Here is a 16,169-nt window from a genome sequence, read left to right as displayed (position 1 = left end):
TCTTTTTTGTTTTATGTGGGAAGGTCGATGTTCTTCGCCAGTCAGCTAGGAACGATGCGTATTAACGCCGAACATGCCACCGAGAGCTGAGATGAAGAAGGCGCTGAGCAGTTGCAAACTATCTTTCCAATTAAACGAAGCGTCCAACGCGAGAAATCCGATCAACAGCACGAGGAGTCCATATACGATTCCGGTAATTCCTCCGTAGTACCATCCTTTTTCACCAGAACGTTTGCCTGCCACAAAACCACCAACCAATAACGACAAGCCATGAACAACATAGGTATACAACGAGAGGTCCTGTTCCCGCATTCCGCTCATCCAGAGAAAGAGGGAGAGAATTAATGCTCCGATAAACATCCATACAAAAGCCTGACAGAGGCCTGACAGAATCGGATTGGACACTCGAAACGAAACCAAGCGGCGGATCAATTGCATGAAGCAACCCCCTTGTACAAGTTTGAAGTTAATACAGTGTATGGTCAAGCCTTCGGACTTATGAACTGATTTCCATTAAATGAACGGATTATTTCTGGATGAGCATGTAAGGTTCAGGTCAAAATAGGGATTGCACTACAGTTAACTGCCAAAAACTCAGTTTCGAAGGAGGACCCCTATTGTGAACTTCCCTGATGTCGGAGCACATATCTTTCGAACCATTCTCATGTACTTTCTTGTGTATTGTGCTATTCGGGTTATGGGTAAACGTGAGATCGGTAAGCTATCCATGTTTGATCTGGTCGTGTCGATTATGCTCGCAGAGATGGCTGCCTTTGTCATTGAAGATATAGATAAACCTCTGTCTCATGGCATTGCTCCCATGCTGACGGTCATTATCGTGCAAATCGGAATGGCCTTTGTCGGTTTGAAGAGTCGAAGACTTCGTTTGATGATTGATGGTAAACCTACGGTATTGATCTCCAAAGGCGTTCTTCATCGGGATGAGATGCGCAAGCAGCGATATAACCTGGATGATCTGTTGCTACAACTCCGAGAACAGAATGTAGACAGTATCGGTGAGGTGGATTTCGCCATTTTGGAGACCACAGGTAAGCTGACCGTTTTTCCCAAAGACCAGAATGCTTCTAACGACAGCAGTTCTTCCGGATCTGAATCAGACGAGTCTTCTTCCAGTAAATCCAAAACAGGAAAAGATCAGATTGATGGATTTCCAAATATCAAATACGAAGGTCTGCCACTGCCCTTGATTATGGACGGCAAGGTCCAGGATCAGAATCTGGAACTCATCCAGAAAACGAGATTTTGGCTAAAAAATCAAATTCAGCATAACGGAATTATGGATTTTAAAGATGTGTTTATATGTTCTATCGATCACAATGGCAAGGTGTATGTAAGTCCAAAAGATGATAAAAAATGAAATTCATTTGCCTGACCGACGCTTGAACCATGAACCTATAAAAGGAGCACGGGACAGATCATGGAAGTCAATCATTTTGGTCCAGCCCATAACGATGAAATATACAATGAGGCCAACGAAAGGCGCGAGAAGCATCCGGACCCAGAAAGGCAATATCATGGCAGTCTCTTCATATACCAGCAGGGTGGCTGCTCCCATAATAAACATGCCGGCCCCCGTTTTGACCCAATCCATGATCTTAAAGCGGAATTGTAGTAGACTACGCACGCTTTGGGCATGTAACAGGGTCACCACAGTAGAATTCACACAGATGGCGATGACCGCACCGAAGATGCCATATTCAGGCCGGGAAGCGAGCATTAAAATCAACGTGATTTTGATGACAGCACCGATAAATGTATTCAGCAGTGCTTTACCCGGACGGTCAAGGGCTTGCAATGCAGCTTGTAGAGGGGCTTGAATATAAATGAACAAAGCAAAAGGAGCCATTAGCTTCAGCATGCTTCCAATCGATGCATCATTATACAGAACAAGACACATCGGTTCGGCAAGCACATACATAAACACGGAAAACGGAGCACCTGTCACAAGTGCCAAGCGTAATGCCTGATGCATTCTTTTGTGAATCAGTGCGCGATCTCCCTGAGCAGAAGCTTCGGATAGTGAAGGCACAAGTGATGTCGCGAGCGATGAGGTTAGTGCTCCTGGTAGCAGAAGTAAAGGGATAATCATTCCTTGTAGTGCACCATACTGCGCTGTGGCAAGTCCCTTAGATATACCTGCCAGAGCCAGACTCTGGGCGGTAACAATAGTCTCAGCAAGATAGGATAAGGAGCCAACCAGTCTACCTGCTGTAACCGGAACAGAAATCGCAAGCAAACGCCGAATTAATCCGGGCTGTGGGTTACCTGTATCTTTCATAGCTGGGGGAACTGTGGTTATAGGCTTGGCTGAAAGATTGGACATGTTTTGTTGCGTGGCTAGCGGTAATTCTTTCTTCTGTCTGCTATACTTCCACAATAAAACAAGCATACCGCCGAATTCTCCAACGAGTGCGCCCAGCATGGCACCAGCAGCAGCCTGGGCAATACCGTGGGGGAGAAGAAGCCAAGCAAACCAGATGACACAGACGATACGAATGATGGTTTCAACAATGGATGAAATGGCAGTAGGCATCATATTTTGCTTGCCCTGGAAGTACCCTCTGTAGACGGCAGATACGGCGATAATGGCAATCATGGGGCTCATACTAACGAACGTATGGTACACCCGTTCATCTGTAAGCACGTACTTGGTAACCCATGGTGCAAATATGATACATAAAAACATGAAAACTACACCCAGCGTCAGCGTGAAGCTTAAGCTTATTTGCAGGATGCGCTGGGGGGAATAACGATTGGCACCAGTGTCAGCTTCGGCTACGAGCTTGGCTACTGCGAGCGGAATACCACCCGTAATTAATGTCACCAGTACGATAAAAAAGGGATAGCTCAATTGGTAGATGCCAACACCTTCTGCACCAATGACTCGTGGCAGCGCAATGCGCGGGATGAAACCAAGTATTCGATTAATTATGCCTGCCGCGAGCAGGATCATGGCCCCCTGGATAAATGTCTGTTTCTTCAAGACTACCCCTCTTTCCCGGTTGAAAGTACAGGTTATCATCATAAACGGGACAAAGCCGTTGTTCTTCATCCTATGCCAGTCCTTTATCTTCTCATGACAACTTGGACACGATTAACAAAAAGAACCATAACCAGCAAGAAGGAATATGATCAGGCGAAGTCGAATCATGTAATATTGATGCCGCATAAAGGCTTGGATGTACGAAGGGAGGCTCCCCGTTGGAAGAAATGAATGATGTGGAGTTGGAACAGTCAATAGAGATGCTCTGCCGTAGCAAGGCGGAGGAATTAAGGCTTGTCGGTTACGAATATGTCACCAGCAAAGATGTCTGGAATTGCGTCAGTCATAAATATGAAAAACAGGGCATTCCACCGCTTCACCAGCTGGTGAACGACATTTTGTCACTGAAAGCAACAAGCTTTATGAACTTTATGACCGTGTCTGCATACCGGGGGTCCTCTTTCTAGACGAAAGGGATCTTTTTTGTTGAAAATTGACTGCTTTTTACGGCATCGCTATAATAGGAATATTGAGAACGAAAGGGGATCTAGGAACGGCATGAAAAGAATTATCAGTTTCATTCTGGTCGTGCTTGTCACCACAGGGGTAATGGTGGGAACAAGCCCGGAGCTGCTCAAAAATATACGCTTGGGCCTTGATTTAAAGGGAGGCTACGAGATCTTATATGAAGCAGAGCCGCTCGAAGCAGGTCAACAAGTCACCAAAGCATCTTTGGTGCAAACGGCCAAGAGTCTTGAAAGCCGCGCCAATGCGCTCGGAACAAGCGAACCGGAGGTAACCACTGAAGGAAGCAACCGGATTCGATTGAAGTTGGCAGGGGTTACGGACGAGGCTGAAGTTAGAGCCAAAATGAAAGAACCAGCAGTTTTGACCTTCCGTAGTAAAGCTGAGAATGACAAGGAAGGCGAATACACCAAAATCGAACTTCGCGGAAACGAATTTGTTGAGAATGCAGCCAAAGTTGTGTTCACTCAATTGAATGAGCCTATGATTGACATTCAAGTGAAAGACAAAGCCAAATTTTCCGAGATTACCAAACGTTTGATCGGACAACCTCTCGCGATTTATTTGGACGATGAGTTGCTCTCTGCTCCAACCGTTAGACAACAGTTGACAGATGGTTCCGCTCAGATTTCGGGCGCCTACACACGTGACGAAGCAAACCAGCTTCGTGACACCATTAACTTGGGTGCATTGCCACTGAAACTTACAGAGAAGTATTCACAAAGTGTTGGTGCAACACTCGGTAAGCTTTCTCTGGATCAGACCATTAAAGCGGGATTGATTGGTTCCGTTATTATTCTGGTGTTCATGATTGGGCTTTATCGCATTCCTGGTATTATTGCGAGTTTTGCCTTGATCACACATACGTGGCTGGTACTTGCCATCTTCTATATGGGAGAATTCGTACTTACCCTTCCAGGTATTGCGGCGTTTATCCTGGGTATAGGTATGGCGGTCGATGCCAATATCATCACGTACGAACGGATTAAAGAAGAAATGCGCAGTGGTAAGTCGATCTTGTCATCCGTTAAAGCGGGAAGCAAGCATTCCTTCCGGACTATCATCGACTCCAACATCACAACCATTATTGCTGCGGCTGTTATGTTCTTCTTGGGTACAGGTGCGGTTAAAGGGTTTGCACTCGTGCTGATTTTTGACATTGTCACCAGTATTATCACGAATATTTTCTTCTCCCGCTTCCTGTTGACCCTGCTTGTACGGGGTAACGTGTTGAAGAAGCCTAAGTACTTCGGAGTGAAGGAGAGTGAAATTCGTGCGCTTTAATTGGAATTTTGATTATATTAAAGGCAGCAAGATTGCCTATATTTTCTCGATTATTCTGACGATTACGGGGATCATCAGCATTCTGGCTTTGGGTTTGAATTACGCGGTTGATTTCCGTGCTGGATCGAATGTGGATATCACCGTATCCAAAGCAATTACAACGGAGCAGATTAATCCGATCGTAAATGACCTCGGTGTTAATGAAGGTGATGTCCAGATTACGACTGGGGCGGACCGGGTTAACGTTCGTTTCTCGAATGAACTGGATGAAAATCAAGAAAGTAAATTTAAGCAAGAGTTCACCAAACTGGATCCATCAGCTTCCTATGAAGTAAATACCGTTGATCCGGAGATGGCCAAAGAATTGGAACGCAACGCGATTTACGCGGTACTCATTGCGAGTATCGGGATCATGATCTATGTTGCGATCCGATTCGAGTGGCGCTTTGGTTTGGCTGCGGTTATCGCACTCTTCCATGACGCATTTGTCGTAATAAGTGTGTTCTCCATCTTCCGATTGGAAGTGGATCTGACCTTTATTACCGCAGTATTGACCATTGTCGGCTTCTCGATTAACGATACGATCGTTATCTTTGACCGGATTCGTGAGAATCTGCGTTTTGCCAAAAAGACAACCAAAGCCGACTTGCGTGAGGTAGTCAATCGCAGTTTGGCTCAAACGATGACACGTTCCTTGAATACAACATTCACCGTGTTTGCAGCTTCCATCTGTTTGTTCATATTTGGTGGAGAATCCATTCGCATGTTCTCGCTTGCGATGGTTATCGGAACACTGTTCGGCGCATATTCTTCAATCTATATCGCTGCTCCACTATGGCTGATGCTTAAAGGTAAACAAGTGGATAAGCCAAAAACAGTAGCTAAAGAATCTAACTAAACATCTTATTGTGAAGCCGCGTCTGCCAGGCGCGGTTTTGCAACTTTATGTACAGAATTAAGGGGGAATATTCATGACCAGAGAACATATCCCATCAGCTCAGGCTGCCACATGGAGCGGTATTGCTGGTAATATGGGACTTGCGGTGATCAAAGCGGGAGTCGGTTATATGGCAAACAGCAAATCATTGCTCGCTGACGGCTTGTATTCTGCTTCTGAAGCTGGTTCTGCCCTGGCTGGTCTCTTTCCCTCTAAGTCTGTACGCCATAGAAGCAAGGCTAGCAGGGAACGGTTCAAAGAACATTCACGTGTTGCCAGGCCGGGAATTTCAGTATTGTTATCTGTCTTGATCCTCATGGGTGGATTGCAGCTTGCCATCTCTGCATTGGGTAGCCTCTCCGGGAGTGAACCGGAAGCACCTGGCAAGTCAGTACTTTTGGTGGCTGTTGCAGCTCTGGCTGTGAAGGAAGCGATTTTTCAATTTCAGTACAGATATTTCCGTAAACGAAATCAGTCTCAGGCGCTGGCCTATGCACAGCAACATCGCCGTGCACTCTATTGCTCGCTCACCGTATTAATCGGTATTATCGGTTCGATGGCTGGTGAAGAGACAGGCTTGAGCATGCTGCTCTACCTGGACCCTACGGCTGCATTGATTGCTTCCTGTTTTGTGCTTCACAAGGGTTACCGAATGATTGTGGACACGGTGTATGGTTCACTTGTTCAGGAACTGGAGCAAGAAGAAGCGTCCGATTTCAAAGAGACTGTACAGCGGGTGTATGGCATCATTACCATTGAACATTTGGTTGCACGTGAACAGGAACATGACGTTACGATTGAGCTGGTCATTAGTGTGAATCCGAGGATCTCAATACTGGAAGCACAGGAGATTGCCAATCGGGCCAAGACACTATTACTAACTCGGTTCAGTCATGTGAAAGAAGTACAGATTCAAGCGATACCTTATGATCCAGGTTATCCTTATAAATCCAATCATGAACTGCCCGATCACGAAGCGACATTAATTCAGTAGTGAAGCGCGGGTCCAGTAGATCAGGAAAGGAGCGTTATCATTGCTTTATTCGCAATACCGGTGGAATACACCGAATATCGATTTGGAGGCGGCTGCGGGACTCTCGCAGGCGCTTTCCGTTTCCCCCCTTGTTGGACGTTTGCTTGTGAGTCGAGGAGTGCACAATGAGAAGGAGGCAGAACGTTTTTTGCATCCTGATCTGAATCAGATGCATGATCCTTATCTGCTACTCGGCATGAATGAAGCTGTGCCTCGAATCAAGCTGGCTTTGGAGCGGGAAGAACACATTTTAATCTACGGGGATTATGACGCTGATGGCGTATCCAGCACATCGCTGATGATCCATTTGATGCGTCATCTTGGTGCCTCGTACGATATATATATTCCTCATCGCTCGAATGAAGGGTATGGGTTACACAACCATGCGTTGGATTGGGCCCATCAACAAGGCGTTTCATTGATTATTACCGTGGACACCGGAATCAGTGCTGTTGAACAGATTGCCTATGCGGCAACACTGGGCATCGAAGTCATTGTGACAGACCATCACGAGCCTCCTGAAGTTTTGCCCGAAGCCTATACACTTATCAATCCAAAACTTCCGGGATGTCCGTATCCTTTCAAAGGTTTGGCAGGAGCGGGAGTAGCCTTGAAGCTGGCTCAGGCTTTGATCGGGGAAGTACCCGGTGAATGGATGGAAATTGCCGCTATCGGCACTGTTGCCGATCTGATGCCTCTGGAAGGTGAGAATCGGGTTATCGTCAGTTATGGAATTGAATCCATGCGCGGTTCACGTCTTCCCGGTGTAAGTGCATTGCTCGAAATCAGTGGTGTGGATCAGAGTCAGGTGACTTCGATTAATATTGCCTTTGCCATGGCACCGCGTATTAATGCCAGTGGACGTTTGGATCACGCCGGCAGAGCAGTATCACTTCTCACCACCGAGAATCTGGATGAAGCTCATACGCTTGCCGGCCAGCTGGATCTATTGAATCGGGAGCGGCAGCAAGTCGTAGAGGGCATATTACAAGAAGCAACAGCACAGTTGGAACAAAAGATACAGCTTCGTTCAGGATCCGTTCCAGATGTAATCGTGTTGGCTGGTGAGGGCTGGAATGTTGGAGTGGTTGGTATTGTGGCTTCCAAATTGCTGGACCGCTATTACCGACCTACACTTATTCTTGGGATTGATCCAGAGAGCGGTGTCTGTAAGGGCTCTGCGCGCTCCATTGAGGGCCTGGATATCTATGAGGCGCTCACAGTCAATAAACACACCATGGACCATTACGGGGGACATCCAGCTGCAGCAGGTATGACCCTGCATCGGGATCAACTGGAAGAACTTGAGGCTGGCTTAAATGAGTTTGCAGCAACCGTGCTGACCGAAGAGGACTTTGTACCTCAGCGTCTTGCAGATGATGAATGCAGAATCAGTGATGTTCCGCTGAAAGTGATCCAGGAGATTGACAGATTGCAGCCTTTCGGGATGAGCAATCCTTCGCCACGGTTTGTATTGAGAAGTGTGACAGTGAAGGAAACCAGAACGATGGGACGAGAGAAACGCCATCTGAAACTGGTTCTGGAGCAAGATGGTCAGCAACTGGAAACCGTCGCTTTTGGTAAGGGAGCGTTAGCAGAGTTCCTTCTCCCAGGCTCCGTTATTGATGTGATGGGAGAATTGTCCATTAATGAATGGAATGGGATGAGAAAACCTCAATTGATGCTTCAGGACATTCATGTTCCTCAGGTCCAAGTATTTGATTTGCGCGGTAATGTCGAGCCATTGAATGCGATGAAGCATTTCTTGAGCTCACTTGAGGTGCATCTGCGATACAAATCAGGTTCTGTGGGTGCCATTGTTCGGAAAGAAACAGACGTTTCCGAGGGAAATTCATTGTATGAACCTTGCCTTTGGGTATATGATAGAAAGGTCGGGTTATTTCCGTGTAATGCTGCTGCACAGCATTATGGACAGGAAAAGGTCCGGACGTTATTTGTGTTTGATACGCCGGAAACCCCGGAACAACTTGATGCCATGCTGACTTTGTTCAGTGGAGCTGAGAATATCATCCTTCTGCACGGATCAGGCAACCGCCGAGATCGCCTTCAGATGCCTTCCAGAGATCTCTTTAAGCGTATTTATATGCAGGTGTTGAAATGGAAAGCTGAACCCGTGGAGGAACAAGAGATTACTCCTGTGCTCAGTCGTCAGTGTGGATGTTCGCCGCGCATGATTACGATGATGTTGGATGTATTCGAAGAGTTGTCCTTCATTACCCGTGATAACGGCAAAATTGCGTTTGTGGATAACCCGCCTAAGCGTGAACTAACCGCTTCACGTCACTATCAGGCGCTCGAAAACATGGCCGAGATAGAACAGGTGATGCTGGATGCAGCCACACCGCAACTGACACAATGGATGATATCCCGGATGAAGGGCGTATCTTAGATGGAAGTTTGTGTATTTATTTTAGGAGGAGATTATTTTGGATTTTAAAGATTATATTCGTGTCATCCCTGACTTTCCACAACCGGGAATCAGCTTTAAGGACATTACAACATTGTTGAAAGATGGAGAAATGTACCGCAAGGCGATCAATGAACTGAAAGTGATGGTTTCTGATCTCAAAATTGACGTCATTGCTGGACCTGAAGCACGTGGTTTCGTTGTGGGCGCCCCTCTGGCATACGCTTTAGGTGTCGGTTTTGCTCCGATTCGTAAAAGTGGAAAACTGCCTGGAGAGACGATTGAAGTTGGTTATGATCTCGAGTATGGCAAGGATACACTCGCGATGCACACAGATGCGATTGAAAAAGGTCAAAATGTCCTGATCGCAGATGATCTGCTCGCAACGGGTGGAACGATTGCAACTTCCATCAACTTGATTGAACAATTGGGTGGGAACGTTGTCGGTGCTGCATTCCTGATCGAGCTGTCTGATCTGAATGGTCGTGCTAAATTGCCAGAAAAAATCGATGTATTCACATTGATGAACTACTAAGTTTAAAATCTCCATTTGGAGTGTTATGATTAAAACCTGAATTGCTTTTCCCTTTTCCCGGGAAATAATATACAGCATTAATGATTGCGAAAAAGCCTGTTCTCTCCATCCGTTAGGGTTGGGAAGAACAGGCTTTTGATGTATATACGATGAAATTAATGTGGCGTTTTTTCAGTAATAGGCTGTTTTTTTGAATCATCATTCAACCAACCCAGCACTTCAAACAGTTTGAACAACAAGCTCATCAGGATTCCGACGATGGTTGCCAGTGCCATGCCTTTCAGATGAACGCCGTAGAAGGTAACTTCTGTTCCACTCAGCCCGATGACCAATACAAGTGTAGTAAGCAGCAGATTGGTCGGTTTGGCAAAATCGACTTTCTGTTCAACCAGAATACGCAGACCGGATGCTGCAATAACCCCGAACAGAAGCAGGGATACGCCACCCATAACTGGCACAGGAATATTGGCTACAAGCGCCGAGAATGTTCCTGAGAAGGAGAGTACGATTGCAATGACTGCTGCGCCACCAATGACATATGTGGAGTATACGCGAGTCAGGGCCATAACACCGATGTTCTCACCATAGGTTGTATTGGGAGTTGATCCTACAAACCCGGACAGAATGGTGGAGACCCCATTACCAAGCAGGGAACGATGAAGCCCAGGGTCTTTCGAAAGATCTTTGCCTACAATGCTGCTCGTTACAAGCAAATGTCCAATATGTTCAACGATAACCACAAGCGCTACAGGTAAAATGGTGAAAATAACGGACCAGTCAAATGTAGGCGTTGTTACCGTAGGAAGCGAGATGAAATCAGCAGTTCTAATAGCCGCTTTATCTACCAGACCCATAGAATATCCAAGGATATAACCCACTACAATACCGATTAGAATATGAATGATTTTGGGGAATCCACGGAACGTTACGGCTCCAATAACAGTGATACCTAGCGTGGCCATGGATAAAATAATGGGTTTGGCCTGAGGAACCCAGTTGGGGTTAGCTACAGGATCAGAATTAATCAATCCGGCCATTTGAGCTGCAACAGGTACAAGCTCCAGACCGATCAGGGCAACGATGGCACCCATAACCGCGGGTGGGAATACAACGTTGATCCATCCGGTACCCGCAAATTTAATAATGAGGGCCACGAGACAGAAAACAAGTCCTGTTATGATAAAAGCTCCAAGTGCCATGGAGTAGCCATTCTCTGGATGTTGTTTTAAAACCATTGTGACAGGTGCAATAAAGGCAAAGCTTGATCCGAGATATGCTGGAATCTTACCTTTACACATGAGTATGTACAACAGTGTCCCAACCCCGTTCATCAGCAGGATCATACTTGGATCGACACCGAACAGGTTCGGCACAAGAACCGTGCTGCCAAACATGGCGAACAAATGCTGAAGGCTAAGCAGTGAACCTGAGCCAAGTGGCATCTTTTGATTAACCTGAATTTCGCGTTGCAATGAATTTCATCTCCTTTTCCGAAACACAAACTTTCAATAGATTACAGAGTTTCTCTTAATTAAGCAATAACATTTTTGACGCAGTAGAGCGATGGAATTTATATTTTCATGAATTTTCCTTCTATTTCAGCAAATAACGGCAATAATACATAAGAATTAAGCAATATATGCAATCACCTGTGAGTGATGGGGAATTAGCTTATAGGTAATGCGGATCACCAATATAAAAATTGGATAAGCGCTCTTATTCGTCAGCAGTTGACGGGAAACGGGCGAAGCGTCATAATTATAGGAAATTACTTTTACGGGGAACCTGTGTTGCAGCAATGTCACGGGTTCCATTTGGTATAGAAAGGACACGGAACAGATCAGAATGGGCATAGAGCAATTACTCGAGAAGGCCGGGGCATATATCAAAGAACCCGATCTGGTGCGCATACGAGAAGCTTACGAATTTGCTGATCAGGCCCACCATGGACAGACGCGAAAATCGGGAGAACCGTATATTCTGCATCCGCTTGCGGTTGCCGACATTGTTGTGAACATGCAGATGGACACCATCTCCATAATAGCAGCGCTTCTTCATGATGTAGTAGAGGATACTACGGTCTCACTTGAAGAGATCCGCAATCATTTCGGCAATACGTGTGCCATGCTTGTTGACGGCTTGACGAAGCTGGAACGTATTCAGTTTCGCTCCAAGGAAGAACAGCAGAACGAGAACTACCGCAAAATGTTCATCGCCATGGCGCAGGACATCCGTGTCATCGTGATTAAATTGGCTGACCGTCTGCATAATATGCGGACACTCAAGTTTCAGTCGGAAGAAAGCCAGCGCCGGATCTCATATGAGACGCTGGAAATTTTCTGTCCGATTGCGAACCGTTTGGGTATCTCTGCGATCAAATGGGAAATGGAGGACATCGCCCTCCGTTATTTGAATCCGCAGCAGTACTATCGAATTGCAAATCTGATGCACAAAAAGCGTGCGGAACGTGAGCAATATATTGATACGGTTATGGATGGGATTACGAACAAACTCGATGAGATGGGAATTCAGGCAGACCTTTCGGGCCGCCCCAAACATATCTACAGCGTGTTCAAGAAAATGACCACCAAAAACAAGCAGTTTAACGAAATTTACGATCTGCTTGCCATTCGTATTATTGTGGATAATATCAAGGATTGTTATGCTACCCTGGGAATTATACACACGCTATGGAAACCGATGCCTGGACGCTTTAAGGACTACATTGCGATGCCAAAGGCGAATATGTATCAATCGCTGCATACAACGGTAGTCGGTCCCAATGGTGAACCAACGGAAGTACAGATTCGGACATGGGATATGCACCGGACTGCTGAATTTGGTATCGCTGCACACTGGGCCTACAAAGAAGGCGCTGCGAACGGAAATCATTTTGAAGACAAGATTACGTTCTTCCGTGAAATTCTTGAACTTCAAAACGAAGCACAGGATGCTTCGGAATTTGTAGAATCACTTAAAATGGATTTCTTCTCGGATCTGGTATTTGTATTTACGCCAAAAGGAGAAGTTATCGAACTGCCGATCGGCTCTGTTCCTTTGGATTTTGCTTATCGAATCCATACGGAGGTTGGTAATCGGACCATTGGTGCCAAAGTGAACGGTCGAATTGTTCCGCTCGATTACCACCTGAAGACAGGCGATATCATCGAAATTTTGACCTCCAAACATTCTTACGGACCGAGCCAGGACTGGATAAAAATTGCGAAATCATCTCATGCACGAGCGAAGATCAAGCAATGGTTCAAGAAGGAACGCCGTGAAGAAAACGTTGAAAAAGGTCGGGATAGCTGTGAGCGTGAACTGAAACGCATGGGGCTTGATCCTTCTGCGTGGATGACCGATGACAAGTTGATGGAAGCTGCCAAAAAATATGCGTTTAACGATATTGATGACATGCTTGCAGCTGTTGGCTTCGGTGGGATTACTGCTGCACAGATTGTAACCAAAGCAACCGAAAAACTGCGTAAAGAGCAGGAAGAATCCAGTTTGCTGGAATTAAATTCCGAGATGCGCGAGCTGAAACCTGCACCTGAGCGCAGGAATCGACCAACCAACGGTATTCGTGTCAAAGGCATCGATAATCTGCTTGTCCGATTCGCACGATGCTGTAATCCTGTACCTGGTGATGACATTATCGGATACGTTACACGCGGACGCGGCGTTTCTGTACACCGTAGTGACTGTCCAAATATTCCGACAAGTGCAGACGGAGAAGAAGCAGCACGCGTGATTGAGGTCGAGTGGGAAGAGAATATTGAAGCGAGTTACAGTGTGGATATTGAGATTACAGGCCATGATCGGAATGGGTTGCTCAACGAGGTACTTCAGGCTGTATCCGAAAGTAAAACCAATATATCTGCCGTTACAGGACGGACAGATAAAAATAAATTAGCATTGGTGCACGTCACAATTCTGATTCGTAATACGGATCATCTGCAATCCGTTGTAGAACGGATTAAACGGGTGAAAGATGTCTATTCGGTGCATCGGATTATGCAGTAAGGAGCCTGTAAGATGAGGGTGCTTGTACAACGCTGTAAAGAGGCTCAGGTGACCGTGGGAGACAAGCTGACAGGTAAGATCGAATCTGGATTAATGCTGCTCGTGGGCATTACCCATGAGGACACCGAGAAGGATGCCCAGTATCTGGCTGATAAAGTTAGTGGTTTACGGATTTTTGAGGATGATCAGGAGAAGATGAATCTCAGCCTGCTGGATGTAGGTGGTGCTGTATTATCAGTTTCCCAGTTCACCCTGTACGGGGATTGTCGCAAAGGAAAGCGCCCGAGCTTTGCGGCTGCGGCTCGACCTGAAGCGGCAGAACTGTTGTATGAAACGTTTAATCAGCTACTACGCGATAAAGGCATTCAAGTTGAAACGGGTCGTTTCGGAGCGATGATGGATGTAACATTTACCAACTGGGGACCTGTGACTTTGATGCTTGAAAGTCCGGTTCGTCAGGAACCACGTGCATAATTTCATGGACTTCAGGCCATAATGAGGGATAATTCGTTGATGACTATTTCATGATCAAAGGAGTATCCAACTCATTATGCGACAATCTGCGAAAGAAACACGTACTCGTACGGAACCTTTGGTATTCCCTGGAAACTTGAATGAATCATTGCATCTTGCCCGTGCAGCTGCTGAATGTGTTGCAACGATCTGGGCACTTCAGGATTTGGACAAAGGGAAGCAAACTCATCTTCCGCGATCTTGAATGTCTGCACAGGTATAAAAACATCCGAAATTTGGATTATACAGATTCTGAAAAAGTCCTGGTTCGTAGTTATCGAACCAGGACTTTTTGTTGTGTGCTGTTATAAATTGCTCTGGTGAGGGTAATAACAAAACGAGGCACAACGAAGTGCCAATGTACTGCAAGTCCCGATTTCTAAAGAAAGTTCGAACACGGAAAGGAGAACATACGTTATGAGTAAAGTTGCTTTTTTATTGGCGAATGACTTTGAAGATTCGGAAATGCAGGTTCCGTATGACGAAGTAAAAAAAGCTGGACATGAAGTGGAGATTATCGGATTAAAAGCCGGTGAGACCCTTAAAGGTAAAGGAGGAAAGGCCTCCTATACGGCAGATAAAGCGATCTCCGATGCATCCGCTTCAGATTATGATGCAGTCGTAATTCCTGGTGGATCATCCCCTGAGAATTTGCGAAGTGATGCGCACATCTTGAAGTTCGTCACCGAGATCAACAGTGCGAAGAAGCCGATCGCAGCGATCTGTCATGGTCCGCAGATTTTGGCAAGTGCCGGTCTGTTGAAAGGTCGCACGATTACATCCTATCCGCCACTTAAGGATGACATGGTAAACGCAGGAGCAGAGTTCAAGGATCATGAGGCTGTTGTGGATGGAAACTATATTACATCCCGCACGCCTGAAGATGAGCCGGCGTTTGTACGTGAACTGCTAAAAGTCATTTAACTTGACCCAGTTCCACTGACATACATGGATGTATCTTAACTACGTTACATCGTGAGGTTTACGAAACTTCACGTTGCATTTCATTCCGAAAAAGGAGGGTTTGACATGACAAAACATATTCAGGCGTATTTTCGAACCGAAGACGAGGCAGAGGGAGCAAGAACTTCGCTTCAGACGTTTCGTACAGAGCATTTGGAAGTAGGTCAACTGGACAGTGCGGTAGGTAGAGACACGCGTGTTATGGTGCCGCTGGTGCCGTATAATACAGCAGGTGGCGTAGGCACCAACGGAGCGATGGGTGTAGGTGCAGCCCCAGGTGTTCCAGCCAGCGAAAATGTGATCCCTGTGGTAGCGAATGTGGACCGTGATGCAGAACGGGATTCTCGTGACAGAGTGAATGAGGATGGAGACTTGCTGAATGCAGCGGACGTGTCTTCGGCCGATTATGATGATCTGCATTATGTTCTGTCTGCCAAAGTGAGAGATGAGGATTATGACGAAATTGTTCATAAGCTTCGTTCCAACCATGCCTATGTGGAAGATTTGAATTAACGTGTAGATACCTCTTGGCCCTTGCACTGCTTGACCCACACAGTCGAGTGATGTGCAAGGGCTTTTTAATCATGAGTTATTAAAAAAACAAAATTATAAAGCGCTATCATTTTTGTAATATTACTGTAATATTAGTTACATAAGCCTTTAACATAGTGGGCTTATAATAACACACATGACCCCCTTTTTTTATATATCCTTTGAGCCTGCACACCGTGTGCAGGCTATTTTTTTTGAGCTGAGAATGTATATGTTTTGGGCAAAGCTTACCCCTTTATTCAATTTTTGCTAGAATAGAGAGATGGGTTTATATATTCTACAGCGAATTGTAGGAATTCATCGTCAGAGTAATCCGTCATATTCCAGATGAACATATACTCGCGGAAACGGCCCCGCCTTTATATAAGTACG

General features: G+C 45.9%; 15 protein-coding genes. 12 read left to right on the top strand and 3 right to left on the bottom strand.

From position 1 onward, the window contains the following. Nucleotides 1–45: 45 nt before the first annotated feature. Nucleotides 46–438, bottom strand: a complete 393-nt coding sequence (locus NYE45_RS23190; RefSeq protein WP_017686772.1) for a TIGR04086 family membrane protein — start codon at nucleotides 436–438, stop codon at nucleotides 46–48. A gap of 181 nt (nucleotides 439–619) precedes the next feature. On the opposite strand from NYE45_RS23190, the gene NYE45_RS23185 reads away from it, so the two are divergent. Then, the gene (locus NYE45_RS23185) at nucleotides 620–1,378 is read left to right on the top strand and encodes a DUF421 domain-containing protein (RefSeq protein ID WP_340014185.1); all 759 of its coding nucleotides are present in this window, start codon (nucleotides 620–622) and stop codon (nucleotides 1,376–1,378) included. A 3-nt stretch (nucleotides 1,379–1,381) separates the two neighbouring features. On the opposite strand, the gene spoVB is transcribed toward NYE45_RS23185, so the two are convergent. After that, on the bottom strand, nucleotides 1,382–3,004 hold the full coding sequence (gene spoVB, locus NYE45_RS23180; protein WP_340014183.1) for a stage V sporulation protein B: 1,623 nt from the start codon (nucleotides 3,002–3,004) through the stop codon (nucleotides 1,382–1,384). A gap of 227 nt (nucleotides 3,005–3,231) precedes the next feature. Here spoVB and NYE45_RS23175 point away from each other — a divergent pair, with 227 nt between their 5' ends. The 6 genes from NYE45_RS23175 to NYE45_RS23150 all read left to right on the top strand — a co-directional run bounded on the left by NYE45_RS23175 (nucleotide 3,232) and on the right by NYE45_RS23150 (nucleotide 9,746). Further along, complete coding sequence (locus NYE45_RS23175) at nucleotides 3,232–3,471, top strand: post-transcriptional regulator (RefSeq protein WP_036617497.1); 240 nt, start codon at nucleotides 3,232–3,234, stop codon at nucleotides 3,469–3,471. 91 nt (nucleotides 3,472–3,562) lie between these two features. Further along, nucleotides 3,563–4,813 carry a protein translocase subunit SecD gene (gene secD / locus NYE45_RS23170; RefSeq protein WP_062835894.1) on the top strand — a complete coding sequence of 417 codons (1,251 nt, stop codon included), beginning with the start codon at nucleotides 3,563–3,565 and terminating at the stop codon, nucleotides 4,811–4,813. Continuing rightward, nucleotides 4,803–5,711 (top strand): protein translocase subunit SecF, encoded by a 909-nt coding sequence (secF, locus tag NYE45_RS23165; protein ID WP_145150220.1) that lies wholly within the window; start codon nucleotides 4,803–4,805, stop codon nucleotides 5,709–5,711. The genes secD and secF overlap by 11 nt, the downstream gene beginning before the upstream one ends. A gap of 73 nt (nucleotides 5,712–5,784) precedes the next feature. Next, on the top strand, nucleotides 5,785–6,744 hold the full coding sequence (locus NYE45_RS23160) for a cation diffusion facilitator family transporter (protein WP_340014182.1): 960 nt from the start codon (nucleotides 5,785–5,787) through the stop codon (nucleotides 6,742–6,744). A 40-nt stretch (nucleotides 6,745–6,784) separates the two neighbouring features. Then, the gene (recJ, locus tag NYE45_RS23155) at nucleotides 6,785–9,193 is read left to right on the top strand and encodes a single-stranded-DNA-specific exonuclease RecJ (protein WP_340014181.1); all 2,409 of its coding nucleotides are present in this window, start codon (nucleotides 6,785–6,787) and stop codon (nucleotides 9,191–9,193) included. Between the two features lie 37 nt (nucleotides 9,194–9,230). Continuing rightward, entirely contained in the window at nucleotides 9,231–9,746 is a 516-nt protein-coding gene (locus tag NYE45_RS23150; RefSeq protein ID WP_047844084.1) for an adenine phosphoribosyltransferase, read from the top strand. 155 nt (nucleotides 9,747–9,901) lie between these two features. Here NYE45_RS23150 and uraA read toward each other — a convergent pair whose 3' ends face one another. After that, nucleotides 9,902–11,218 carry a uracil permease gene (uraA, locus tag NYE45_RS23145; protein WP_340014180.1) on the bottom strand — a complete coding sequence of 439 codons (1,317 nt, stop codon included), beginning with the start codon at nucleotides 11,216–11,218 and terminating at the stop codon, nucleotides 9,902–9,904. Between the two features lie 373 nt (nucleotides 11,219–11,591). Between uraA and NYE45_RS23140 the strand changes: the two genes are divergently transcribed. The 5 genes from NYE45_RS23140 to NYE45_RS23120 all read left to right on the top strand — a co-directional run bounded on the left by NYE45_RS23140 (nucleotide 11,592) and on the right by NYE45_RS23120 (nucleotide 15,758). Then, entirely contained in the window at nucleotides 11,592–13,769 is a 2,178-nt protein-coding gene (locus tag NYE45_RS23140; RefSeq protein WP_062835889.1) for a bifunctional (p)ppGpp synthetase/guanosine-3',5'-bis(diphosphate) 3'-pyrophosphohydrolase, read from the top strand. A gap of 12 nt (nucleotides 13,770–13,781) precedes the next feature. Continuing rightward, the gene (gene dtd / locus NYE45_RS23135) at nucleotides 13,782–14,243 is read left to right on the top strand and encodes a D-aminoacyl-tRNA deacylase (RefSeq protein ID WP_340014179.1); all 462 of its coding nucleotides are present in this window, start codon (nucleotides 13,782–13,784) and stop codon (nucleotides 14,241–14,243) included. Nucleotides 14,244–14,319: 76 nt separating this feature from the next. Beyond that, nucleotides 14,320–14,487 (top strand): hypothetical protein, encoded by a 168-nt coding sequence (locus NYE45_RS23130; RefSeq protein ID WP_340014178.1) that lies wholly within the window; start codon nucleotides 14,320–14,322, stop codon nucleotides 14,485–14,487. A 212-nt stretch (nucleotides 14,488–14,699) separates the two neighbouring features. After that, nucleotides 14,700–15,206: a type 1 glutamine amidotransferase domain-containing protein gene (locus NYE45_RS23125; protein ID WP_062835887.1), complete on the top strand. Its 507-nt coding sequence runs from the start codon at nucleotides 14,700–14,702 to the stop codon at nucleotides 15,204–15,206. Nucleotides 15,207–15,311: 105 nt separating this feature from the next. After that, nucleotides 15,312–15,758, top strand: coding sequence for a hypothetical protein (locus tag NYE45_RS23120; protein ID WP_062835886.1), 447 nt, complete (start codon nucleotides 15,312–15,314; stop codon nucleotides 15,756–15,758). Nucleotides 15,759–16,169 lie beyond the last annotated feature (411 nt).

The sequence above is a fragment of the Paenibacillus sp. FSL K6-1318 genome, assembly GCF_037976905.1.
Lineage (GTDB): Bacteria > Bacillota > Bacilli > Paenibacillales > Paenibacillaceae > Paenibacillus > Paenibacillus amylolyticus_A.
Note: the sequence above shows the minus strand (reverse complement) of the source record. Positions and strands in the feature narration are given on the sequence as shown.

What these genes read in the sequence shown, in the direction of transcription:
- NYE45_RS23120 (WP_062835886.1), top strand. Translation starts at nt 15,312, where the DNA reads ATGACAAAACATATTCAGGCGTATTTTCGAACCGAAGACGAGGCAGAG.
- NYE45_RS23125 (WP_062835887.1), top strand. Translation starts at nt 14,700, where the DNA reads ATGAGTAAAGTTGCTTTTTTATTGGCGAATGACTTTGAAGATTCGGAA.
- NYE45_RS23175 (WP_036617497.1), top strand. Translation starts at nt 3,232, where the DNA reads ATGAATGATGTGGAGTTGGAACAGTCAATAGAGATGCTCTGCCGTAGC.
- NYE45_RS23160 (WP_340014182.1), top strand. Translation starts at nt 5,785, where the DNA reads ATGACCAGAGAACATATCCCATCAGCTCAGGCTGCCACATGGAGCGGT.
- dtd (WP_340014179.1), top strand. Translation starts at nt 13,782, where the DNA reads ATGAGGGTGCTTGTACAACGCTGTAAAGAGGCTCAGGTGACCGTGGGA.
- NYE45_RS23130 (WP_340014178.1), top strand. Translation starts at nt 14,320, where the DNA reads ATGCGACAATCTGCGAAAGAAACACGTACTCGTACGGAACCTTTGGTA.
- NYE45_RS23190 (WP_017686772.1), bottom strand. Translation starts at nt 438, where the DNA reads ATGCAATTGATCCGCCGCTTGGTTTCGTTTCGAGTGTCCAATCCGATT.
- NYE45_RS23140 (WP_062835889.1), top strand. Translation starts at nt 11,592, where the DNA reads ATGGGCATAGAGCAATTACTCGAGAAGGCCGGGGCATATATCAAAGAA.
- secD (WP_062835894.1), top strand. Translation starts at nt 3,563, where the DNA reads ATGAAAAGAATTATCAGTTTCATTCTGGTCGTGCTTGTCACCACAGGG.